At 72.5% G+C, this 20,775-nt stretch carries 20 protein-coding genes; 9 read left to right on the top strand and 11 right to left on the bottom strand.

Annotated features, from left to right (window positions below; translation table 11 throughout):
• Window positions 1–1,071 carry a glycosyltransferase family 4 protein gene (locus ACLJQM_RS01865; RefSeq protein ID WP_360768003.1) on the bottom strand — a complete coding sequence of 357 codons (1,071 nt, stop codon included), beginning with the start codon at window positions 1,069–1,071 and terminating at the stop codon, window positions 1–3.
• Between the two features lie 177 nt (window positions 1,072–1,248).
• On the opposite strand from ACLJQM_RS01865, the gene ACLJQM_RS01860 reads away from it, so the two are divergent.
• The gene (locus tag ACLJQM_RS01860; protein WP_247015310.1) at window positions 1,249–2,085 is read left to right on the top strand and encodes an inositol monophosphatase family protein; all 837 of its coding nucleotides are present in this window, start codon (window positions 1,249–1,251) and stop codon (window positions 2,083–2,085) included.
• 382 nt (window positions 2,086–2,467) lie between these two features.
• On the top strand, window positions 2,468–3,058 hold the full coding sequence (locus tag ACLJQM_RS01855; RefSeq protein ID WP_410629910.1) for a GNAT family N-acetyltransferase: 591 nt from the start codon (window positions 2,468–2,470) through the stop codon (window positions 3,056–3,058).
• Here the strand turns inward: ACLJQM_RS01855 and ACLJQM_RS01850 are convergent.
• The 3 genes from ACLJQM_RS01850 to menD all read right to left on the bottom strand — a co-directional run bounded on the left by ACLJQM_RS01850 (window position 2,985) and on the right by menD (window position 6,758).
• Window positions 2,985–3,422 (bottom strand): DUF3592 domain-containing protein, encoded by a 438-nt coding sequence (locus tag ACLJQM_RS01850; RefSeq protein WP_410629908.1) that lies wholly within the window; start codon window positions 3,420–3,422, stop codon window positions 2,985–2,987. The two genes, ACLJQM_RS01855 and ACLJQM_RS01850, sit on opposite strands and share 74 nt — an antisense overlap.
• A 22-nt stretch (window positions 3,423–3,444) precedes the next feature.
• On the bottom strand, window positions 3,445–4,956 hold the full coding sequence (locus tag ACLJQM_RS01845) for a M1 family metallopeptidase (RefSeq protein WP_410629906.1): 1,512 nt from the start codon (window positions 4,954–4,956) through the stop codon (window positions 3,445–3,447).
• A gap of 125 nt (window positions 4,957–5,081) precedes the next feature.
• A complete protein-coding gene (gene menD, locus ACLJQM_RS01840) occupies window positions 5,082–6,758 on the bottom strand; it encodes a 2-succinyl-5-enolpyruvyl-6-hydroxy-3-cyclohexene-1-carboxylic-acid synthase (protein ID WP_360767994.1) in 1,677 nt (558 codons plus the stop codon).
• Between the two features lie 51 nt (window positions 6,759–6,809).
• Here menD and ACLJQM_RS01835 point away from each other — a divergent pair, with 51 nt between their 5' ends.
• The 5 genes from ACLJQM_RS01835 to ACLJQM_RS01815 all read left to right on the top strand — a co-directional run bounded on the left by ACLJQM_RS01835 (window position 6,810) and on the right by ACLJQM_RS01815 (window position 12,888).
• Entirely contained in the window at window positions 6,810–7,733 is a 924-nt protein-coding gene (locus ACLJQM_RS01835) for a 1,4-dihydroxy-2-naphthoyl-CoA synthase (protein ID WP_410629904.1), read from the top strand.
• A 1-nt stretch (window position 7,734) separates the two neighbouring features.
• Entirely contained in the window at window positions 7,735–8,859 is a 1,125-nt protein-coding gene (gene menE / locus ACLJQM_RS01830) for an o-succinylbenzoate--CoA ligase (RefSeq protein WP_410630274.1), read from the top strand.
• Between the two features lie 51 nt (window positions 8,860–8,910).
• Window positions 8,911–9,054: a hypothetical protein gene (locus ACLJQM_RS01825; RefSeq protein WP_410629902.1), complete on the top strand. Its 144-nt coding sequence runs from the start codon at window positions 8,911–8,913 to the stop codon at window positions 9,052–9,054.
• Between the two features lie 139 nt (window positions 9,055–9,193).
• Window positions 9,194–11,995: a BTAD domain-containing putative transcriptional regulator gene (locus tag ACLJQM_RS01820; RefSeq protein WP_410629900.1), complete on the top strand. Its 2,802-nt coding sequence runs from the start codon at window positions 9,194–9,196 to the stop codon at window positions 11,993–11,995.
• A gap of 23 nt (window positions 11,996–12,018) precedes the next feature.
• The gene (locus ACLJQM_RS01815) at window positions 12,019–12,888 is read left to right on the top strand and encodes a 1,4-dihydroxy-2-naphthoate polyprenyltransferase (RefSeq protein WP_410629898.1); all 870 of its coding nucleotides are present in this window, start codon (window positions 12,019–12,021) and stop codon (window positions 12,886–12,888) included.
• A gap of 125 nt (window positions 12,889–13,013) precedes the next feature.
• Here ACLJQM_RS01815 and ACLJQM_RS01810 read toward each other — a convergent pair whose 3' ends face one another.
• The 3 genes from ACLJQM_RS01810 to ACLJQM_RS01800 are packed head-to-tail and all read right to left on the bottom strand — an operon-like array spanning window position 13,014 to window position 14,868.
• Window positions 13,014–14,099, bottom strand: coding sequence for a PLP-dependent cysteine synthase family protein (locus ACLJQM_RS01810; RefSeq protein WP_360767984.1), 1,086 nt, complete (start codon window positions 14,097–14,099; stop codon window positions 13,014–13,016).
• Complete coding sequence (locus ACLJQM_RS01805; RefSeq protein ID WP_247015332.1) at window positions 14,096–14,383, bottom strand: DUF4229 domain-containing protein; 288 nt, start codon at window positions 14,381–14,383, stop codon at window positions 14,096–14,098. The genes ACLJQM_RS01810 and ACLJQM_RS01805 overlap by 4 nt, the downstream gene beginning before the upstream one ends.
• 11 nt (window positions 14,384–14,394) lie before the next feature.
• Complete coding sequence (locus tag ACLJQM_RS01800) at window positions 14,395–14,868, bottom strand: Lrp/AsnC family transcriptional regulator (protein ID WP_410629895.1); 474 nt, start codon at window positions 14,866–14,868, stop codon at window positions 14,395–14,397.
• Between the two features lie 279 nt (window positions 14,869–15,147).
• Here ACLJQM_RS01800 and ACLJQM_RS01795 point away from each other — a divergent pair, with 279 nt between their 5' ends.
• The gene (locus ACLJQM_RS01795; protein ID WP_003081896.1) at window positions 15,148–15,360 is read left to right on the top strand and encodes a BldC family transcriptional regulator; all 213 of its coding nucleotides are present in this window, start codon (window positions 15,148–15,150) and stop codon (window positions 15,358–15,360) included.
• 151 nt (window positions 15,361–15,511) lie between these two features.
• Window positions 15,512–15,694: a hypothetical protein gene (locus tag ACLJQM_RS01790; protein ID WP_247015337.1), complete on the top strand. Its 183-nt coding sequence runs from the start codon at window positions 15,512–15,514 to the stop codon at window positions 15,692–15,694.
• 232 nt (window positions 15,695–15,926) lie between these two features.
• On the opposite strand, the gene ACLJQM_RS01785 is transcribed toward ACLJQM_RS01790, so the two are convergent.
• The 4 genes from ACLJQM_RS01785 to ACLJQM_RS01770 form a co-directional block, all read right to left on the bottom strand.
• Window positions 15,927–17,330, bottom strand: a complete 1,404-nt coding sequence (locus ACLJQM_RS01785; protein WP_360767979.1) for a MinD/ParA family protein — start codon at window positions 17,328–17,330, stop codon at window positions 15,927–15,929.
• Between the two features lie 77 nt (window positions 17,331–17,407).
• Window positions 17,408–18,376, bottom strand: a complete 969-nt coding sequence (ccsB, locus tag ACLJQM_RS01780) for a c-type cytochrome biogenesis protein CcsB (protein ID WP_410629892.1) — start codon at window positions 18,374–18,376, stop codon at window positions 17,408–17,410.
• Between the two features lie 3 nt (window positions 18,377–18,379).
• Window positions 18,380–19,984 (bottom strand): cytochrome c biogenesis protein ResB, encoded by a 1,605-nt coding sequence (locus ACLJQM_RS01775; RefSeq protein ID WP_410629890.1) that lies wholly within the window; start codon window positions 19,982–19,984, stop codon window positions 18,380–18,382.
• Window positions 19,981–20,754, bottom strand: coding sequence for a cytochrome c biogenesis CcdA family protein (locus ACLJQM_RS01770; protein ID WP_247015345.1), 774 nt, complete (start codon window positions 20,752–20,754; stop codon window positions 19,981–19,983). Before ACLJQM_RS01770 ends, ACLJQM_RS01775 begins: the two co-directional genes overlap by 4 nt.
• Window positions 20,755–20,775 lie beyond the last annotated feature (21 nt).

Raw genomic sequence — 20,775 nt, 5'->3', positions numbered from 1 at the left:
TCAGGCCGCGCGGACGGCCCGGCCCCGCACGGCTTCGTAGTGCCCGAGCAGCTCGTGGCAGACGGCGGGCCAGGTCCGGCCGAGCACCACCTTGCGCGCCTTCTCGCCGAGCCGTTCCCGCAGCGCCGCGTCGCGCAGGGCCTCGACCTTCTCGACCAGCGCCGGGCCGAACAGCTCGCGGTCCGCGGGCAGCAGGTAGCCGGTGCGGCCGGGCAGGACGAGGTCCTTCGGGCCGCCCGCGTCCGGGGCGAGCACGGGCAGCCCGGACGCCATCGCCTCCTGCACCGCCTGGCAGAACGTCTCGTGCGGTCCGGTGTGGACGAAGACGTCGAGACTCGCGTACGCCCTGGAAAGCTCTTCGCCGTACTTCGCGCCGAGGAACGCCGCGCCGGGCAGTTGCGCCTTGAGGCTCTCGAGTTGGGGCCCGTCGCCGACGACGACCACGCGGATCCCGGGCACGCCGGCCAGCGCGGCCAGCCGGTCGACCTCCTTTTCCGGCGCCAGCCTGCCGACGAACCCGACGAGCAGCTCGCCGTCCGGCGCCAGCTCGGCCCGCAGCGCCGCGTCGGCGTGCTCCGGGGAGAACCGCTCGATGTCGACGCCCCGCGCCCACCGGTGCACCCGCGGGACGCCGTGCAGCTCCAGCTGCGCGACCGAGTCGCTGGACGGCGCGAGGGTCCGGTCGGCGCGCGAGTGCAGCCGCCGCACCCAGCGCCACGCGGCGCGGGCGGCGATGCCGAAGCCGTACGCGGCGGCGAACCCGGCGATGTCGGTCTGGTAGACGGCGATCGACGGCACCCGCAGCCGCCGCGCCGCCGCGAGTCCGCGCGCGCCGACGACGAACGGCGACGCCAGGTGCACGACGTCCGGCCCGAACGCGGCCAGCGCGTTCAGCACCGTGCGCGTCGGCAGACCGATCGGGAGGGAGTTCACGCCGGGGAAGTCCAGCGCGGGGATCCGGACGACCGGGGCGCCGCGGTAGGAGTCCGGGCCGGGACCGGGGGCGATGATCAGCACGTCGTGGGCGCGTTCGCGCAGGTGCTCGACGACCCGCAGGACGGAGTTGGTCACGCCGTTCACCTGGGGCAGGAAACTTTCGGTGACTATGGCGACTCGCACGTCTTGGACGATCGCACCCGATACTGGCGACCGCGTGACACGGCGGCCAACGCTGCCGGAACAGATCGGCTACGACATGTCATCTCAAGGTCGTGTCCCGGAAACCAGGGTGACCCAGACTAAGCAGGCATGACCCTCTTGTCCTCCCGGCCGCCGCGGCCCGTCGAGCCCGGCCTGCTGTCGAGGGCGCTCGAAGTGGCCGGACGGCTGGCCAACGACGCCACCGACGTGATCACCGCGACCGCCGGCCGCGGCGCCCACCCGTCGACGCTGGACTCGCCCTTCGACTGGGTCACCGACACCGACCGCATCCTGGAGCGCCACACGCGGCGCGTCCTGACGGCGGAGTTCCCGGGCATCCCGGTGGTCGGTCACGAGTTCGGCGCCGACCACGGCGCGGACGTCGCCGAGTACCGCTGGGTGGTCGACTCGGTGGACGGAACGGCGAACTACGTGGCCGGCGTGCCCTGGTGCGCGTACAGCCTGGCGCTGGTGGACGCGGCGGGCCCGGTGGTGGGCGTGGTGGCGGACCCGTACCGAGCCCAGATCTACGCCGCGGCGCGCGGCCGAGGGGCCCGCGCGAACGGCAAACCGGTCCGGCTCACGGACCGCTGCGTGACGGCGGGGGCACTGGTGTGCACGGAGTTCGCCCGGCGCGGCCCGTGGCCGGGGATGGGCGGCTTCATCGAGCGCGCGGCGGCGGCCCACGCGGGGGTCCGGGTGCTGGGGTCGGCGGCGTTGTCGATCGCGCAGGTGGCGCTGGGGCACGCGGCCGCGGCGGTGCTGCACAGCTACCACGAGTGGGACGTCGCGGGCTCGGTGGCGATGGCCATCGAGGCGGGCGCGGTGGTGCTGGACAAGCACGGCGAGGACACGGCGCTGCCGACGGACGGACTGCTGGTGGCGGCGCCGGGGGTGGCGGACGAGGTGCTGGGCTGGTGGCAGGAGACGGCGCACGCGGGGTGAGGTTTTCGCACCCGGGTAGCCGCCGAGCCGCCGGAGACGCGCACGCGGGGAGAGTTCGCTCCGCACGGCCCGCCCCGGGCACGACGGCCCACGCGGGCTGAGCTCGCTCAGCACCGACAGCCAGCAGACCGCCAGCAGACACCCAGCGGACCGCCCTGGACCTCCCCCGCCCCTCGTCCCAGCCGCAGTCAGCACCGGAGACCCGGGGTCAAGGGTGAGCGAAGCTCATCGCGAAGCGACGCCGAAGGCGCCCTTGAGGCCGGGTCTCCGGTGTTGAACAATCAAGAGGCGAGGAGCGGGAGACAGAACCACCCCCGCCAGACCGAGGGCTGAGCCAGCGCACCAGGCCAAAACGGCTTGCGCGCCCCGCGACGATCGAGCCATGCCGACCCTCCGCACCCCCCGGCTCACCCTCGTGCCCCTCACCGACGAGCACCTCGACCTCGAGTACGAACTCGACTCCGACCCGGAAGTCATGCGCTACCTGACCGGCCGCGCCGCCACCCGGGACGAGGTCGAGCAAGCCCACCGACGCCGGATGAGCACGGGTCACGGATTCTGGATGGGCTTCGCCGACGAAGACTTCGTCGGCTGGTGGATCCTCCGCCCACCCCACGGCCCCGACCAGCCGGACGTCGAAGGCGAAGCCGAGCTCGGCTACCGCCTGCTGCGCCGGCACTGGCGGCAGGGCTACGCCCGCGAAGGCTCCCTCGAACTGCTCCGGTACGGCTTCGAAGAACTCGGCCTGGACCGGATCTTCGCCCAGACCATGGCCGTCAACACCCCGTCCCGCGCGACGATGGCCTCAGTGGGACTCACCTTCGCCAGGGCCTTCACCTCGGCGATCGACTACGAAGACCACATCGACGGCGCCGACCAGGGCGAAGTCGAGTACGAGATCAAGCGGGAACGGTGGCTCGCTTGTCGACCCGGCGGATCCACCACAGCAGCGGCCCCGCCACCAGCCAGGTGAAGAACACGAAACTCCCCAGCGGCAGCAACGTCAACGTCGCCGACCGCCCGGCCACCCGGGCCAGCTCCGGGTCGGACGCGTCGTACTCGATGCGGACCAGTTGCCCGGCCGCCAGGCCGTCCGGGTAGAGCACCCCGTTCGCCGGGCTGTGGACGATGCCGTCGGGGGTCTCGAAGTGGATGATCGTGCGGTCGAACGCCACCGAGTCGACCGTCGCCGTCGCGGTGCCGAGCTGGGCGGAGATCGCGCCGTCGTTGCGGATCGCCGCGAACAGCAAGCAGATGCACATCACGGTGAGGAGCGAGGCGACGCCGAGGGTGGTCCACCACCCGACGTGCCTCGCCCGTTCACCTCTCGTGCTCACGCCGCGAGCGTAGCGGTCTCGCTCAGTGCGCGTGCTCCGCGGCGAGATTCCGGTGGTTCGCCTGGATCTGGTCGTACGACCGGGGCTTCGCCGGGGCCGCGAAGCGGGAAACCGCCGCCGCGCCGTTGGGGCCCACCGCGGGCTTGCCCGCCGTGTACAGCCAGGTCTGGAACAGCTCGTGCAGCGGCTTGCCCGAGATCTTCTCCGCCAGCGCGATGAACTCCAGGATCCGGCCGTCCTTGCCGCCCTTCTGGGCCTGCCACGTCTGCAGGATCTTGAAGAACGCCTCGTCGCCGACGGCGGTGCGCAGCGCCTGCAGCGTCAGCGCGCCGCGGTCGTACACCGCGTTGTCGAACTGGTTGTCCGCGCCCGGGTCGGCCGGGACGAGCTTCCACAGGTCACCGTCGGCCGGGTTCGAGTCGTACGTGTACTGCGCCAGCTCGGCGACCGTGCCCTCGCCCTCGTGCTCCGACCACAGCCACTCGGCGTAGGACGCGAAGCCCTCGTTCAGCCAGATGTCGCTCCAGCGGCCGAGGGAGACGTTGTCGCCGAACCACTGGTGGGCGTTCTCGTGCGCGATCAACGTCGTGTTCGAGCCCGCGCGGAAGTTGCGGGCGCCGTAGGTCGGCCGGGTCTGGTTCTCCAGGGAGAACGTGATGCCGCTGGTGACGACGCCGCCCTCGGCCTCGAACGGGTACGGGCCGAACTGGGTGGCCAGGAACTCGTCGATCTCCGGCGTCCGCTCGACGCTCGCCTTCGCCGCGTACAACGAGTCACCGAGGTCCGAGCCGTACGCGGTGATGAACGGCTTGCCGTCCGGCGTCGTCGACTGGTTCAGCTCGTACTTGCCGACGATGAACGACGTCAGGTAGGTCGCCTGCGGCTTGGTGCTGCGCCACTGCCAGCGCGTCCAGCCCGCCCGGCTCTTCTGCGTCCGGACCAGCGAGCCGTTGGTGATGGCAACGTTGTCGTCCGGGGCTTCGATCGTGACGTCGTAGGTCGCCTTGTCGGTCGGGTGGTCGTTCGCCGGGAACCACCACGCCGAGCTCTGCGGCTCGTCGACGCCGAGGGCGCCGAAGGAGCCCTTCTTCCAGGCGTTGAGCCCGTCCACCTTCTCGGTCGAGGGCGTGTCCGAGTAGGCCACGACGACGGTCGCGGTCTGGCCCTTGAGCAGCGGCTGCGCCGGGGTGATGACGAGCTCGCCGTTGCCGTTCTGGTTCGTGAACTGCGCCGGGCGGTTGTTCACGCGCACGCTGGACGCCTTGAGCGCGAAGTCGAGGTCGAACCGCGAGAGGTCCTGCGTCGCGGTGAGCAGCAGCGTGGTGGTGCCGGCCAGCACGTCGGTCGCGGGCTGGTAGGTCAGGCGGATGTCGTAGTGCAGCACGTCCGTGCCGCCGTTGCCGGCGTTCGGGTAGTACGTGTCACCGACGCCGGGCGCACCCGGCGCCGGGGCCGCACTGGCGGTACCGGCGAGCAGCACCGAGGCGACCCCGGCCGCGAGCACACCGAGGCCGGTGCGAGTTCTTGCACGCATTCGAATCCCTCCAACGGGTGAGGTTCAGCGCGCTCGAACGTAGCCAGCCAAGAAGCACCCAGGAACAGCCGAAGGGAGGATCTTGCCTGCTGGGATCCCACCCGGAAAGCGGTTGACCGAAGCCGTCAGACCGCCGAAACGGCCGCGCTGACCGCGGAGCGCAGCCGGGCGTGCAGGTCACGGTGCCGCGAACGGTCCACTCGCACCTCGACGACGCGCAGGCCCGGCTCCGGCCGCAGTGCCGCCTTGAACTCCGTCAGCGTCTCCGCGACGACGTGCGGGACGCGGTAGCCGGCGCACAGCGCGCCCAGGTCGGCGCCGTGCGGCGTGCCGAAGACGCGCTCGAAGCTCGCCGAGTGCTCCGGCGCGCCCTGCTCCAGCAGCGAGAAGATGCCGCCGCCGTCGTCGTTGAGCACCACGATCGTCAGGTCCGGGCGCTGCTCGGCCGGGCCGGTCAGCAGCCCCGAAGCGTCGTGCAGGAACGTCAGGTCGCCCAGCAGCGCGTACGACGGGCCGCGGTGGACGTACGCGGCGCCGATCGCGGTCGACACCGTGCCGTCGATGCCCGCGACGCCGCGGTTGCGGTGCACGAGGACGTCGGGGCGTAGCCGCCCGGCGAGCGCCACGTCCCGGGTCGGGTTGGACGAGCCCACGACGAGCAGCGAGTCCGGCGGCAGCGCGTCCACCAGCTCGGTCGCGACGCGCAGCCCGCTGGGCCACGGCTCCTCGGCCAGCGTCGCGGCGACAGCGGAAGCGGCCGCGGCGTCGGCACGGCGCCAGCTCGCCAGCCACTCCGGGTCGGCGGGCTTGGTCGGCTCGTCGAACCACTGCCCGACCTGCCGGACGTTGTGCGCGGGCGCCGGCCAGTCCGAGTCCGGCCGGACCAGCAGGACCTCCACGGAGGCGTCCGAAAGCACCTTCTGGATCTGCCGGAACACCGTCGGCCGCCCGAGGCAGAGCACCTGCTCCGGCTTGTGCCGCGAGATGAACTCCTCGACGCCCAGCAGCCACGCGCCGGACGAGATCGCCGTGCCACCGGACAGCCCGATGCCGCCGGTCTCCGAGATCACCGGCCAGCCGTGCTGCTCGGCCCACTCGCTCGCCGCCTGGACGCCGGTGTCGCACGCGATCACCAGGCCGTGGCGGGCGGAAGGCACCACGAACGACGGCAGCGCGCCGAAGTCCGGCAGCTCGGTCCACCGGGAGCCGTCGGGACGGCCGTCCAGCGACTCGTACCACTCGCCGTCGTCCTCGAGGTCGGGCACGAGCGGCTCGCGGAACGGGATGTTCAGGTGCACCGGGCCGCAGCGCCACTCGCCGTAGGCGGCGTTCCAGGCCCGGCAGATCTGGCTGCGCCAGTACGAGTTCTGGCCGGCCCGCCGCTCGGCGACGGCCAGCTCGTCGAAGTACCGGGCGGCGTTGCCGAACAGCCGGTGCTGGTCGATGACCTGCGACGCGCCGGCCGCGCGCAGCTCGGGCGGCCGGTCGGCGGTCATGACGATCAGCGGGACGCCGGCGCGGTCGGCCTCCAGCACGGCCGGGTGGAAGTTCGCGGCCGCGGTGCCCGACGTGCACAGCAAGGCCACCGGACGCCCGGTGCGCGCGGCGATGCCGAGCGCGAGGAACGCGGCGCCGCGCTCGTCGATGCGGACGTGGAGCTGCAGCTTCCCGGCCGCTGCCGCGTCGTAGAGCGCGATCGACAGCGGCGCGTTGCGGGAGCCCGGGCAGAGGACGACGTGCGAAACGGTGTTGCGGACGAGTTCGTCGACGATCACCCTGGCCTGCGCGGTGGAAGGGTTCACCGGCAGGCTCCAGACAGATCAGAGATGTCCACAGGTCCTATTCTCCCAAACGTGGATGACGCCCGAGTTTCCGAGCTGTTCGATCCGGCCGCGTGGACCGAGGTCGAAGGTTTCGCCTTCACCGACATCACCTACCACCGTTCCGCTGAGAACCGCGGCGGCAAGCGCGTGGTGCGCGTCGCGTTCGACCGTCCGGAGGTCCGCAACGCCTTCCGGCCGCACACCGTCGACGAGCTCTACCGGGCGCTGGACCACGCCCGGATGAGCTCGGACGTCGGCTGCGTCCTGCTCACCGGCAACGGCCCCTCGCCCAAGGACGGCGGGTGGGCGTTCTGCTCCGGTGGTGACCAGCGTATTCGCGGACGCTCCGGCTATCAGTACGCGAGCGGCGAGACCTCCGACACGGTGGACCCCGCCCAAGCCGGCCGGCTGCACATCCTCGAGGTCCAGCGGCTGATCCGGTTCCTGCCGAAACCGGTGATCGCGGTCGTGCCGGGCTGGGCCGCGGGCGGCGGGCACTCCCTGCACGTCGTGTGCGATCTCACCCTCGCCTCGGCCGAGCACGCCAAGTTCAAGCAGACCGACGCCGACGTCGGCTCGTTCGACGCCGGCTACGGCTCGGCCTACCTGGCCAAGATGGTCGGGCAGAAGTTCGCCCGCGAGATCTTCTTCCTCGGCCGCGAGTACTCCGCCGAGCAGATGCACCGGATGGGCGCGGTCAACGCCGTCGTCCCGCACGCCGACCTCGAAAAAGAGGCGCTGGACTGGGCGTGGACGATCGTCGGCAAGTCGCCGACGGCGCAGCGGATGCTGAAGTACGCGTTCAACCTCACCGACGACGGCATGGTCGGCCAGCAGCTGTTCGCCGGCGAGACCACCCGCCTGGCGTACATGCAGGACGAAGCCGTCGAAGGCCGCGACGCGTTCCTGCAGAAGCGCGACCCCGACTTCAAGGACGTCCCCTATTACTACTGAGCTGCTCCCGATCCCCCTCGACGGCTCCCCGGCGGCGCTCGCCACGCTGAAGCGCGCGGTCGCGGACGCGCTGGACGGCGGGCCGGCCGTGCTGCCGTTCACCGACCCCGCGCTGCGGGACGCGATGGCCCCGGGTGAGCCCGCCGAGCCGGACACGGCCGTGGTCATCGCCACTTCGGGCTCGACCGGCGCGCCCAAGGGCGTGCTGCTCTCGGCCCGCGCGCTGACCGCGTCCGCCGAGGCCACGCACGCCCGCCTCGGCGGCCCCGGCCACTGGCTCCTGGCGACCCCGGCGCACTACATCGGCGGGCTGCAGGTGCTGGTCCGGTCGCTGCTCGCGGGCACCGAGCCCGCGTTCCTGACCGGCACCGGCTTCCGCCCGGCCGACTTCGCGGCCGCGGCGGCGAGGCTGACCGGCGGCCCGCGGTACACGGCCCTCGTGCCGACCCAGCTGGTCCGGCTGCTCGACGACGGCGGCGCGGGACTGGCCGCGGCGAAGACGTTCGACGCGATCGTGCTCGGCGCGGCCGCGACCACCCCGGCGCTGCGCGAGCGCGCCGCCGAGGCCGGGGTCCGGATCGTGCCCGCGTACGGGATGAGCGAGACGGCGAGCGGCTGCGTCTACGACGGCTTCCCGCTCGATGGCGTCCGCGTCGACCTCGACGGCGGCCGGATCCGCATCGCCGGCGACGTGCTCGCGCACGGCTACCGGGGCCGGCCGGACCTCACCGCGGAGGCGTTCTCCGGCGGCTGGTTCACGACGTCCGACCGCGGGGTCCGGCACGAAGACGGCCGCCTGGAGGTGCTGGGCCGGGCGGACGACATGATCAACACCGGCGGTGTGAAGGTGTCGGCGAACGCGATCGAACGCGTGCTGTGCGCGCAGCCGGGGGTGCGGGACGCGTGCGTCGTCGGCCTGCCGGACCCGGAGTGGGGCGAGGCCGTGGTGGCGCTGGTCGTCCCGGCGGGCGAGCCGGGTGACCTGTGCGCGGCGGTCCGCGCGGAGCTGGGCCCGGCCTCGACCCCCAAGCGCGTCGAATTCGGCACCGAGCTGCCCCTGCGCGGCCCCGGCAAGATCGACCGGGCGGCGGTGAAGGCCCTACTGACGTCGGGTTCGCGCGGCTGAATGGTGGCACTTCGTTGACATTGACGGCGTGCGCACGCTTGGCTACGCACCATGACGCGCTGGCTCCGCACCGCCCTGATCAGCACCGCCGTCGCGCTGGGAGTGCTCCTCCCGGCGGGCACGGCGCTGGCCGACGGTCCCGCCGTGGCCCCGAACAGCGGCCAGCTCACCTGGCAGCTCCCGACGACCGACTGACCGGTCGACCGGCGGGAACCGTGCCAACCCCTCGATGGCGCGGGTCCCCCGGTCTTCCCCATCGTGCCCCCTCCGCCTTGCCCGGACCTTGCAGACCGCTTGAACGAGCTGGTCGAATGCGGGGGCGAGGGGAGGCGCGGTGGTGGTGGAGTTCCGGTTGCTGGGCCCGATCGAGGCCCGGGTGGACGGCGAGCCGGTCGAGCTCGGGCCCGCGCGGCAGCGGGCCGTGCTGGCGGCGCTGCTGGCCGACGCGAACCAGCCGGTCCCGGTCGAGCGGCTGATCGACCGGGTGTGGGCGGACCGCCCGCCGCTGCGCGCGCGGGAGTCGTTGCACAGCTACCTGTCCCGGCTCCGGCATTCACCGGCCGCTGAAGGGCTGGAGATCCGGCGGCTCCCCGGCGGCTACCTGCCGCGCGTCGACCCCGGCGCGGTGGACCTGCACCGGTTCCGCCGGCTCGTGGCCGAAGCGCGCGAAGCCGGGGACGACGCCGCCGAGGAACTGTTCGAGCGGGCGCTCGGGCTCTGGCACGGCGACGCACTGGCCGAGCTGGACACCCCGTGGGCCGCCGACCTGCGCCGGTCCCTGCACGCCGAACGGTGGTCGGCCCGGCTCGACCACGCCGACCTGCGGCTGCGCCGGGGACGGCACGCCGGGCTGCTCACGGACCTGACGGCGTGGAGCCGCGAACACCCGCTGGACGAGCGGCTCGCCGGTCAGGTCGTGCTGGCCCTCTACCGCAGCGGCCGCCAGGCCGACGCCCTCGAGCACTACGAGCGGCTCCGGCACCGGCTGGCCGAGGAGCTGGGCGCCGATCCGAGCCCGCCGCTGCGGGAGCTGCACCAGCGGATCCTGCGCGGTGCGCCGGAGCCGGCCGGTCCGGGACCGGCCGACGGCGTCATCCCGGACCGGTTCCCGGCGGCGCCCCCGTCGTTCATCGGCCGCGCGGACGAGCTCGCCGCGCTGACCGCGGCCGCGCACCGCGAGGCGGACGAGGGACGTGTGGTGCAGATTTCCGCGCTGGCCGGGGCCGGCGGAGTCGGCAAGACGTGGCTGGTGCTGCACTGGGCGCACGCCCACCGCGACCGGTTCCCGGACGGCAGGCTGTTCGCCGACCTGCACGGCTTCTCGTCGGCGAACGCCCCGCTGGAGCCGTCGGTCGTGGTGCGGGGCTTCCTCGGCGCGCTGGGCGTCGCACCCAGCCGCGTCCCGCCCGATCCGGACGCGCAGGCCGCGCTGTACCGGCAGCTGGTCGCGGGCAAGCGGATGCTGGTCGTGCTGGACAACGCGGCCGACGCCGGCCAGGTGATCCCGCTGCTGCCGGACAGCTCGGCGGCCACGACGGTGGTGACCAGCCGCCGCCACCTCGCCCCGCTGATCACGCGCTACGGCGCCCGGCACCTCCAGCTCGACATCCTCACCCACGGCGAAGCCCGCGCGCTGCTGACCGAACGCCTGGGCGCGGCACGGCTGGCCGCCGAGCCGCGGGCGGTCGAGGACCTGATCGGCCTGTGCGGGCGCTACCCGCTGGCGCTGGCGATCATGAGCCGGCACGCGCACACGCGCCCGCACATCCCGCTCGCGGAGTTCGCCGCCGAACTGCGCGACCTCGGCCTCGACGCGCTCGACCACGAAGACCCCGCCGTGAGCCTGCCCACGGTCCTGTCGTGGTCGCTGCGCGCGCTCACGGCCGAGCAGCGCACGGTGTTCGCCCTGCTCGGCACCGCGCCCGGCCCCGACACCGGGCTGCCGGCCGCGGCGGCCCTCGCCGGCCTGCCCCCGCGCCGGACGGCCAAGGTGCTGAGCATGCTGGAGGAGGCGTCGCTGCTGACCCGCCGTCCCGGCGGCCGGTACGCCATGCACGACCTGATCCGCGACTACGCCACGACGACCGCCGAGCGCGAGCTCCCGGCGGACGAGCGGGAAGCGGCGCTGCGGCGGGTCCTGGACCACTACGTCCACACGGCGCACGCCGCCGACCACCACCTCGACCCCCACCGCCAGGCCGTCCCGCTCGCCGCGCCCGCGCCGGGCGCCGCACCGCACCCGCTGCCCGACGACACCGCCGCGCTGGCCTGGTTCGACACCGAGCACGCGAACCTCGTCGCGGCCCAGCGCACCGCCGCGGCCGCCGCGTGGCACGACGTGGTGTGGCAGCTGGCCTGGGGGACGCACACCTTCCAGAACCGGCGGGGCATGCTCCACGACCGGCTGGCCGGCTGGCGCGCGGCACTGGACGCCGCCGCGCACCTGGCCGACCCGGCCGCGCTGAGCCGCGCGCACCGGCTGCTCGCCGACGTCCACGCGAACCTGCGGCGGCACGACGAAGCCGTCGAGCACCTGCAGGAAGCCATCGCGCTGGCCGAGCTCCACGACGACCGCACCGAGCAGAGCCTCGCCCAGCACGGGCTTTCGTGGGTCTGGCAGCTGCGCGGCGACGACCGGCGGGCCCTGGCGCACGCCACCCGCGCGCTGGCGCTCTTCCGCGCTCTCGGCAGGCCCGTGTGGGAGGCGCGCGAGCTCAACCAGGTCGGGTGGCTGGCCGCCCAGGTCGGCGACCACGAGACCGCGCGAAGCCACTGCGAAGCCGCGCTGGCCCTGCACCGCCACCACGGCGACACGCACGCCGAGGCGGACACCCTGGACAGCCTCGGCTACATCGAGTTCCACACCGGGCGGCACGAGACCGCGATCGACCACTACCGGCGGGCGCTCACGCTCTACCGCGACCGCGGGAACACGTTCCAGGTCGCCGACACCCTCGACCGCCTCGGCCAGCCGCTCGCCGCCCTCGGCCACCACGACGAGGCCCGTGCGGCGTGGCGGGAAGCGCTCGAGATGTACCGGCAGCAGGACCGCGGCCGCGACGCCGACCGCGTCCGGGCGCAGCTCGACGCCCTGGACGGCGTGCCCGCGACGGCCCGGGTTCCCGCCGGGCACTGATCGACATGGCGTTGAATGGCGCCATGGCTTCAGTGAGCGAGTGGATCGAGGGGGCCCGGCCCCGGACGCTGCCCAACGCGGTGGCGCCGGTCGTGGCGGGGGTCGGCGCGGCGATCGCGCTGGACGCGTTTTCCTGGTGGCGTTCGGTCCTGGCGCTGCTGGTCTCGCTCTCGCTGATCGTCGGCGTCAACTACGCCAACGACTACTCCGACGGCATCCGCGGCACGGACGAGCACCGCGTCGGGCCGCTGCGGCTGGTCGGCTCCGGGGTCGCCGCGCCCAAGGCCGTGCTGACCGCCGCGCTGGTTTCGCTGGGGCTGGCCGGGGTGCTGGGGCTCGTGCTGGTGGTCGCCAGCGGGCACTGGTGGCTGCTCGTGATGGGCGCGCTGTGCATCCTCGGCGCGTGGTTCTACACCGGCGGCAAGAAGCCCTACGGCTACTACGGCTTCGGCGAGATCGCCGTGTTCGTCTTCTTCGGCCTGGCCGGCGTGCTCGGCACGGTGTACGTCCACGCGGGCCGGGTCAGCTGGGCCGCGCTGGCGTGCGCGGTCGCGGTCGGCGCGTTCTCGACGGCGGTCCTGACCGCCAACAACCTGCGTGACATCCCGACGGACGTCGAGTCCGGCAAGCGCACCCTGGCCACCCGCCTCGGCGACGGCGGCACCCGGCGGCTGTACCTGGTGCTGATCGCGGTGCCGTACGTGCTCAGCGTGGTGCTCGGGATCTTCCACCCGCTGCTGCTGATCACCCTCGCGACGGCGCCGATGCTGCTGAAGTCGGTCCGCGCGGTCGGCGGCGGGCAGCAGGGGCGGGCCCTGATCCCGGCGCTGCGGGACACCGGCCTGGCGATGCTCGCCTGGGCCGTGCTCGCCGCCGTCGCGCTGAGCTTCTAGCTCTCCGGGAGGTCGGTCAGCCGGGGAGTGGTCATCGATGACGGTGTGCAGCACGGCGGTGCCGGTGCGGGGCGTGCGGTCGGATCAGCGGGGACAACTCGGGACAACGTCCCTGGACATCACTTCTAGCTCTCCGGGACGAAGAACTTCCCGGTCGTCAGGAACTCCTCGAACAACGCCGTGTGCGGGGCCAGGTCCAGGCCTTGCTGGGCCAGCCAGTCGTCGTTGTAGTACGTGTGCGCGTACCGCTCGCCGCCGTCGCAGAGCAGCGTCACGACGCTGCCCGCCTGGCCGTCCTCGACCATCCGGGAGATGAGCCGGAACGCGCCGTAGAGGTTGGTGCCGGTCGAGCCGCCCGCCCAGTGGCCGGTGCGCTCGCGCAGCAGGCGGATGGCCGCCAGGGAGCCCGCGTCGGGGATCCGGAACATCTCGTCGATGACGCCCGGCACGAACGACGGCTCGCAGCGCGGGCGCCCGATGCCTTCGATCCGGGACGGCATACCGGTGGCGTAGTCGAGCGCGCCGGTCTCCCAGGCGCCGTAGAACGACGAGTTCTCCGGGTCGACGACGCAGACCTTCGTGGTGTGCCGCTTGTAGCGGACGTACCGGCCGAAGGTCGCGCTCGTGCCGCCGGTGCCCGCGCCGACGACGATCCAGCTGGGCACCGGGTGGCGCTCCGAGCGCATCTGCGCGAACACCGACTCGGCGATGTTGTTGTTGCCGCGCCAGTCGGTCGCGCGCTCGGCGTAGGTGAACTGGTCGAGGTAGTGCCCGCCGCACTCGGCCGCGAGCCGCTCGGCCTCCGGGTACATCGCCGGGGCTTCGTCGACGTAGTGGCACTCGCCGCCGTAGAACTCGATGAGGGCGATCTTCTCCCTCGACGTCTTGCGCGGGACGACCGTGATGAAGCGCAGCCCGAGCATGCGGGCGAAGTAGGCCTCGGACACCGCGGTCGAGCCGCTGGAGGCCTCGACGAGCACGGTGTCCGGCCCGATGTGGCCGTTGACCAGCCCGTAGAGGAGCAGCGACCGGGCCAGGCGGTGCTTGAGCGAGCCGGTCGGGTGGACGGACTCGTCCTTGAGGTAGAGGTCGATGCCCCACTCCGGGGGCAGCGGGAAGACGTGCAGGTGCGTGTCGGCGCTGCGGTTGGCGTCGGCCTCGATGATGCGGACGGCCTCGCGGACCCAGCTGCGGCTGTGCGGGCGGCTCACTCCGGCTGCCCGGCGGTGTCCCCGCGGAGCTGGGCGCGCAGCTGGGCACGGGCCCGGGCGCGCTTCTCGTTGCGCTTCGCCAGGCCGGCCGTGACGCGGGCGTTGAGGCCGCGGAAGAGCAGCAGGCCGAGCGGGAGCCCGACGACCAGGCCGATGAGCAGCGCCACCAGCAGCGGCACGCCGGCCAGGGACAGGCCCCACGCGATCGCCCCGACCAGCACGAACCGCGCCAGCAGGTACAGCGTCAGGTCACGTGGCAGGTTTCCGGCCTTCTCGTCGCTCACACCAACGCAGGCTACGCCCCGCCCGCCCGGTCCTTCTGCAGGCCCGCGTTGTTCGGGCGCCCCTCGAACCGCGTCGAGAGCACGACCGTGGTGTTCGTCCGCCCGACGCCGGGGATGCGCCGGAGCCGGCCCAGGGCCCGCTCCAGGTCGTCGACGGTCGCCACGCGCACCTTGACGACGAACGCTTCGTCGCCCGCCACCGCGTAGCAGCTCTCGACCTCGTCGAGCTCGCCGAGCGCTTGGGCGACGTCGTCCTCGGTCGCGGTGTCGGTGGGATGGATGCCGACGAGGGCGGTGACGCCGAGCCCGACCGAGCTCGGGTCCACGACCGCGTGGTAGCCGGTGATCACGCCGGCGGCTTCCAGCTTGCCGACCCGCTCGTGCACCGATGACACGGACAGCCCGACGGCCCGCCCGAGATCGGCGTAGGTGGCCCGTCCGTTGATACGCAACGCCGCGATGATCTTCCGGTCCAACTGATCCACGGGGATCACTCTATGCGGTTGGACAATCCCCCATTGGCACCACACCTCGCCGCCGGTGACCCGCGCGAACGGCGTTCTCGCACTTCACGTCACGAAATTTTAGTTGCACACCGTAAACAAACTGTCCGTTTTGACCTTTAAGGGCTCTTTACTCTTGGACAACCGTTCGAGTACCCGACGGGTGAAGTGCAACGATTGCCGTGTTGGCTACCCCGGCGCGACGGGCAGAAGGGCCCGGATGCCTCCGGTATAGCAGTGAGTTCGTTAAGGAGGCGGAAAATGACCGCGACGATGGGCGGACGCCTGCTCACCCCAGGCGAGGTGGCAGCGCTGTTCCGGGTGGACCCCAAGACGGTGACGCGGTGGGCGACGGCGGGGCGGATCGGCTCGATCCGGACCCCGGGCGGGCACCGGCGGTTCCGGGAGTCCGAGGTCAACGAGCTCCTGGCCGAGCTGACCACCGACGCCAGCGAACCGGCGCGCAACGCCTGAACCACCTCCGGCGCAGGGCCGTGTCGGGTACGGGGAACCACCCCGTCCCGCGCGGCCCTTTGTCGTTGCCGGCGTCACCCGCACGACGACGTTGGCGCCCAAACCCGGCTGAAGAGGCTAACCTCGGGGGACCCACACGGAAGGATCCGGCATGCTCGCTCTGCTCGCGGCGGTCGGCGCGCTGGTCGTCGCCCTGCTCCTGTGGCGGTCGTTCGCCGGTCAGCGGATGGTGCCGTCGACCCCGCGCCGCGCCCCGCTCGCCCCGGACGACGACCCCGATTTCCTGCGCCAGCTGGCCGAACAGCAGCGCAAGCGCCGGGACGAAGACGGCTGAGCCCCCGCGGATCCACGCCCGCCGCTCCCCTGCCGGACCGGCCTCCACCCGCAGCCGAGTGCCCTCCGGGCCACCCCCACGGCTTTACCTTCGCCGACCCCACCGCCGCGAACCCGGCTGACCGGACGCGGCCGGGCTCCCAGGTCGCGAATGACTCGTTCGGGACGCCGGAGGCCGCCAATGAGTCCTTCGCGACCTTCGAGCACCCCGGGTCCCGGCCCCGGAGCGGGCTTTACCGGTAGCCCTGCGAGAGCGGGGTCGCGAAGCCGTCGGCGACCGTGGCCGCCAGCTCCAGCAGCGAGAGGCGGGTGTCGCCGCTCAGGCGGTCCAGCTCGATCTCCGCGCCTTCCTCCAGGTGCGGGTCGAAGGGCACCTTGCAGACCGCCCGGACCTTCGCGCCGAAGTGGGCCGAGAGCTTGTCGAGGTCGACCGAACCGCCCTTGGGGCGGACCGAGTTGATCACCGCGACCGAGCGCTTGACCAGCTCGCCGTAGCCGTGGGCCTCGAGCCAGTCCAGGGTCGCCGAGGCGCTGCGGGCACCGTCGACCGAGCCGGACGAGACCACCACCAGCGCGTCCGCGACGTCCAGGACGCCCTTCATCGCCGAGTGCATCAGTCCGGTGCCGCAGTCGGTGAGCACGATGTTGTAGAAGTGCTCCAGCAGGTTGACCGTGCGCCGGTAGTCGTCCTCGGAGAAGGCCTCCGACACGGCCGGGTCCTGCTCGCTGGCGAGGATTTCCAGCCGGCTGGAGCCCTGGGACGTGTAGGACCGGACGTCGCTGTAGCGCGTGATGCGGGCCGCGTCGCGCAGCAGGTGGCGGACCGTCGCGGTGGTCTCCAGCGGGAGCTTCTGCGACAGCGTCCCGCGGTCCGGGTTGGCGTCCACGGCGACGACGCGGTCACCGCGCAGGGAGGCGAACGTCGCACCCAGCGTCGTGGTCACCGTCGTCTTGCCGACGCCGCCCTTGAGCGACAGCATCGCGATCTTGTAGCAGCCGCGCAGGGGCTGGTTGACGCGCGCGATGAGCTCGCGGCGGCGGGTGTCCGCCGGGCTCTCCCCCGGGTTGACCAGCTTGCCGCTGCCGACGTAGAGCGCCTTGCGCCAGCCGGACTGCGGGGGCCGCTTGACCTGCTTGACCAGGTGCGCGGTGGACAGGTCGTGGCCGTGGCCCGGCTGCTGCGGCGGCGCCGCGTGCCGCCCGCCCTGGGGCTGCGGCAGGCCCGAGGGCTGCTGGGGCTGCTGCGGGTACTGCGCCTGGGCCTGGGCGTACTGCTGGGCCGGGTCACCGTACTGCGGCTGCAGCGGCGGCAGGTTCTGGTCGTAGCCGTACTGGGGCCCCGGCGGCACCTGGTGCGGCCCGGACACGGCCGGGTTGACCTGGTGCGGCCCCGACACGGCCGGGTTCACCTGATGCGGACCGGACACGGCCGGGTTCACCTGGTGCGGGCCGGACACCGCCGGGTTGGGCGGCGGCGGGACGGCCTGCGTGGGCTGCGCGTCGAAGGCCCCGGACGTCTCCGGGTGCGGGTGGGAGTCCGTCCGGTCGTCGGCGAACAGGCCCGGTTGCTGCGGGGCAGCGGCCGGGTCGGCCTGTTCGGGGTGGCCAGGAGCCGATTCTTCGCTGGGTCCGGTCACCGGTGTAAACCTCCGCGCACTCGCCCCGACATCGCTCTCCCCCGGTCACGACGGTAGTCGGAGTCCTCGCGGGACGCTCAGCCCACCCCGGCGTAGGAGTGCAGGCCCGCGGTGACGAGGTTCACGAAGAACAGGTTGAAGATGATCGCGGCGAACCCGACGATGTTGATGGCCGCGGCCCGCGCGCCCCGCCAGCCCGCCGTCGCCCGCGAGTGCAGGTAGGCCGCGTAGACCACCCAGGCGATGAACGCGACGGTCTCCTTGGGGTCCCAGCCCCAGAACCGGCCCCACGCGGACTCGGCCCAGACGGCGCCGCAGAGCACGCCGAAGGTGAACACCGGGAAGGCGAAGATGGTGGTCCGGTAGGCGATCCGGTCGAGGACGTCGGCCGCGGGCAGCTTCGAGGCGAACCGGGCGAACTTCGTCTCGTCCTTCTCGTACGCCGAGCGGAACAGGTAGAGGACGCTCGCGACACCCGGCACGAGGAAGACGCCGGAGCCGATGATGGCCGCCGAGACGTGGATGACCAGCCAGTACGACTGCAGCGCGGGCTGGACCGGCGCCGCGATCGTGTACAGCAGCGTGCCGTTGATGAACATCAGGATCACGACGGGCAGCAGCAGGAAGCCGGTCAGGTGCCGGACCGGGAACTTCGCCATCACGAGGATCCAGGTGACCACCGTGATGAAGGTGACCGCCATGCCGTACTCGTACATGTTGCCCCACGGCGCGCGGTGCACGGCGAGCCCGCGCAGCACGATCGCCGAGAGCTGCAGCACCGCGCCGAGCACGAGCAGCGACGCGCCCATGCGGCCGATCCGCTCGGGGCGGCCGACCTCGCGCTGCGCGGCCGGGAGCTCCTCGATGGGCGGGCCGCCGGCGCCGACGAGCTCGCGCGAGCGGCGCTGGGCGCGTTCCATGGCCAGCCGGCCCTTGGCGCCGAAGCCCTGCTCGATCAGCGTCATCATCAGCGCGACGACGTAGATCGCCGCGGCGGTGGTGTACAGCCAGTCGCTGTACTGCGACAGCGTCTCGTTGATCGGCATGCCTCAGCCCTTCTGACCACTGATCAGGCGTTCACTGATCCGGTGGAACTCTTCGCCGTACCCGGCCTGGTCCGTGCGGGCCAGCCCGGCGACCTCGATGACGGTACCCGGGTGGTCTTCGGTCCCCGGCTTCACCCGCACCCACAGCCGCCGCCGCTTGACCAGCAGTGACGCGCCGAGGCCGAGGAACATCGCGATGGCGAAGCCGAGCACGAACCCCTGCGTCGGGTCGTGGGACACCTGCAGGGAAACCCAGTGGTTGACGCCGTCGAAGCGGACCTTCGTGCCGTCGTCGAGCTTGATCTCCTGGCCGACCTTGAGGTTCTCGCGGGCGACCTTCTTCAGCCTGCCGTCGTCGACGAGCGACTGGTCGATCTCGAACACCGACTGCCCGCGCCCGGCGTCGAGGCCGAGGTCGCCGCGCATGATGTCGACGGCCACGGACGGGTCGTTCAGCTCCGGCGCCGAGGACGTCAGGACGTTGCCGTGCATGAACGACGTCGGCGCGAACAGGCCGGTGACGGCGAGCTGGCGGGTCCGCCGCTGCACCTCGTCGGTGACACCCGGCTGGTCGAACTTCGTCGCGCCTTCGGCGAGCATCGTGGTCGGGTCGACCGTGCGCCACTGGGTGTTCTGGGTGCGCTTGTCGCCGTTGGGGAAGGTGACCGTGAACTGCGGCGAGTAGCCCTGGCCGAGCAGGTAGACGCGGTCGCCGGCGGTGCGCAGCGGCGAGTTGACCTCGAGGCCGTACGGGCGCCAGGTGTTCGTTTCGAGGTCTTCGCCGGACTGGTACTCGATGTTCGCGTGGTAGTACTCCGGCTCGCCGGCCGGGGTGTACCGCACGGTGAAGTCGTTCACCTTCACGCAGAACGGGTCGAGGTCGGTGCCGTCGACGCGCAGCCCGGCGTTGAAGGAGTCGTAGTTGTAGATGCCGGAGTTGCAGAAGCTGTCGCCGTCGGCCTGGACGATGACCTGGCCCTCGTAGCCGAACATCTTGCCCAGCGCGAAGAACACGATCAGGCCGAGCATGCTGAAGTGGAAGACGAGGTTGCCGGTCTCGCGCAGGAACCCGCGTTCGGCGGAGATCGTCCGGACGCCGTCGGCCTCTTCGCGCTCGACCCGGCGCCAGCCCGACAGGTGCTTGTGGACGGCGGCGACTTCGGCGGCAGCGTCTGACACGTCCGGCTTGCCGCGCCCGAGCCGGTAGTGCGGCATCCGGGCCAGGTTGCGCGGGGTCAGCACCGGCTTGGCGCGCATCGCCTTGACGTACTCGAAGCTGCGCGGGGTCAGGCAGCCGATCAGCGAGATCATCAGCAGCAGGTAGATGGCCGAGAACCAGATGCTGGAGTAGACGTCGTAGAACTCGAGCTTGTCGAGCAGGGTGCCCCACCAGCCGTGGGCGCTGATGTACTCGTCGACCTTGGGGGCGTTGAGCTTCCGCTGCGGCAGCAGCGCACCCGGCAGGGCGGCCAGCGCGAGCAGGAACAGCAGGACGAGCGCGGTGCGCATCGACGTCAGGCCGCGCCAGGTGTTGCGGACGAAGGCGAAGGTGCGCTTCGCGGGCGTCGGGCCTTGCGGGGTCTTCGGGGGCGCTTCCGTGGTGGTCACAGCGGCAGCTCCAGGTTGCCGGCGAGCTCGTTGCGGAGCCAGCCCATCAGATCTCCCCACACGCCGGTGACCAGCAGGATGCCGACGATCATCAGCAGCACGCCGCCGAAGATCTGCACCTGGCGGCCGTGCCGGCGCACCCAGTCGGTGGCGCGCACGGCCCAGCGGGCGCCGAGCGCGATGAGCAGGAACGGCAGCCCGAGGCCGAGGCAGTAGACGGCGATCAGCAGGTACCCGCGGGCTTCGGCACCGCCGGTGGCGCTGGCCAGCGTCGTGACGGCCGAGAGCGTCGGGCCGATGCAGGGCGTCCAGCCGAGCCCGAAGATCGCGCCGAGCACGGGGGCGCCCCAGACGCCGCCGCCCGGGACGCGGTGCGAGCGGACGTCGCGCTGCAGGCCGGGGATCCAGCCGAGGAAGACCAGCGCCATGGCGATGGTGAGGACGCCGCCGATGCGCTGGAGGAGGTCCTGGTTGACGACCAGGGTGTCGGCCAGCCAGACGAGCGTGCCGAACGTGGCGACGAAGACGACGGTGAACCCGAGCACGAAGAGCAGGGCGGCCCCGAGAACGGCCCACCGCCCCTGCTTGCGCTCTTCGCCGGCGCTGACCGCGGGCGCGTCCGCCCCGACGAGCGCGGCGAGGTACGCGAGGTACCCCGGCACGAGCGGCACCACGCAGGGCGAGGCGAAGGAGATGGCCCCGGCCAGCAGCGCGACGCCCGCAGCGAGCAGCAGCGGTCCGGAGATCGCCAGCTCGGTCACGGAGTTCACCCCGTTGAGGGTAGGCAGTGA

The sequence above is a fragment of the Amycolatopsis sp. cmx-4-83 genome (genome assembly GCF_046548815.1).
GTDB lineage: Bacteria > Actinomycetota > Actinomycetes > Mycobacteriales > Pseudonocardiaceae > Amycolatopsis > Amycolatopsis pretoriensis_A.
Note: the sequence above shows the minus strand (reverse complement) of the source record. Positions and strands in the feature narration are given on the sequence as shown.

What these genes read in the sequence shown, in the direction of transcription:
- ACLJQM_RS01860 (WP_247015310.1), top strand. Translation starts at nt 1,249, where the DNA reads ATGACCCTCTTGTCCTCCCGGCCGCCGCGGCCCGTCGAGCCCGGCCTG.
- ACLJQM_RS01855 (WP_410629910.1), top strand. Translation starts at nt 2,468, where the DNA reads ATGCCGACCCTCCGCACCCCCCGGCTCACCCTCGTGCCCCTCACCGAC.
- ACLJQM_RS01845 (WP_410629906.1), bottom strand. Translation starts at nt 4,956, where the DNA reads ATGCGTGCAAGAACTCGCACCGGCCTCGGTGTGCTCGCGGCCGGGGTC.
- ACLJQM_RS01825 (WP_410629902.1), top strand. Translation starts at nt 8,911, where the DNA reads ATGACGCGCTGGCTCCGCACCGCCCTGATCAGCACCGCCGTCGCGCTG.
- ACLJQM_RS01815 (WP_410629898.1), top strand. Translation starts at nt 12,019, where the DNA reads ATGGCTTCAGTGAGCGAGTGGATCGAGGGGGCCCGGCCCCGGACGCTG.
- ACLJQM_RS01795 (WP_003081896.1), top strand. Translation starts at nt 15,148, where the DNA reads ATGACCGCGACGATGGGCGGACGCCTGCTCACCCCAGGCGAGGTGGCA.
- ACLJQM_RS01790 (WP_247015337.1), top strand. Translation starts at nt 15,512, where the DNA reads ATGCTCGCTCTGCTCGCGGCGGTCGGCGCGCTGGTCGTCGCCCTGCTC.
- ccsB (WP_410629892.1), bottom strand. Translation starts at nt 18,376, where the DNA reads ATGCCGATCAACGAGACGCTGTCGCAGTACAGCGACTGGCTGTACACC.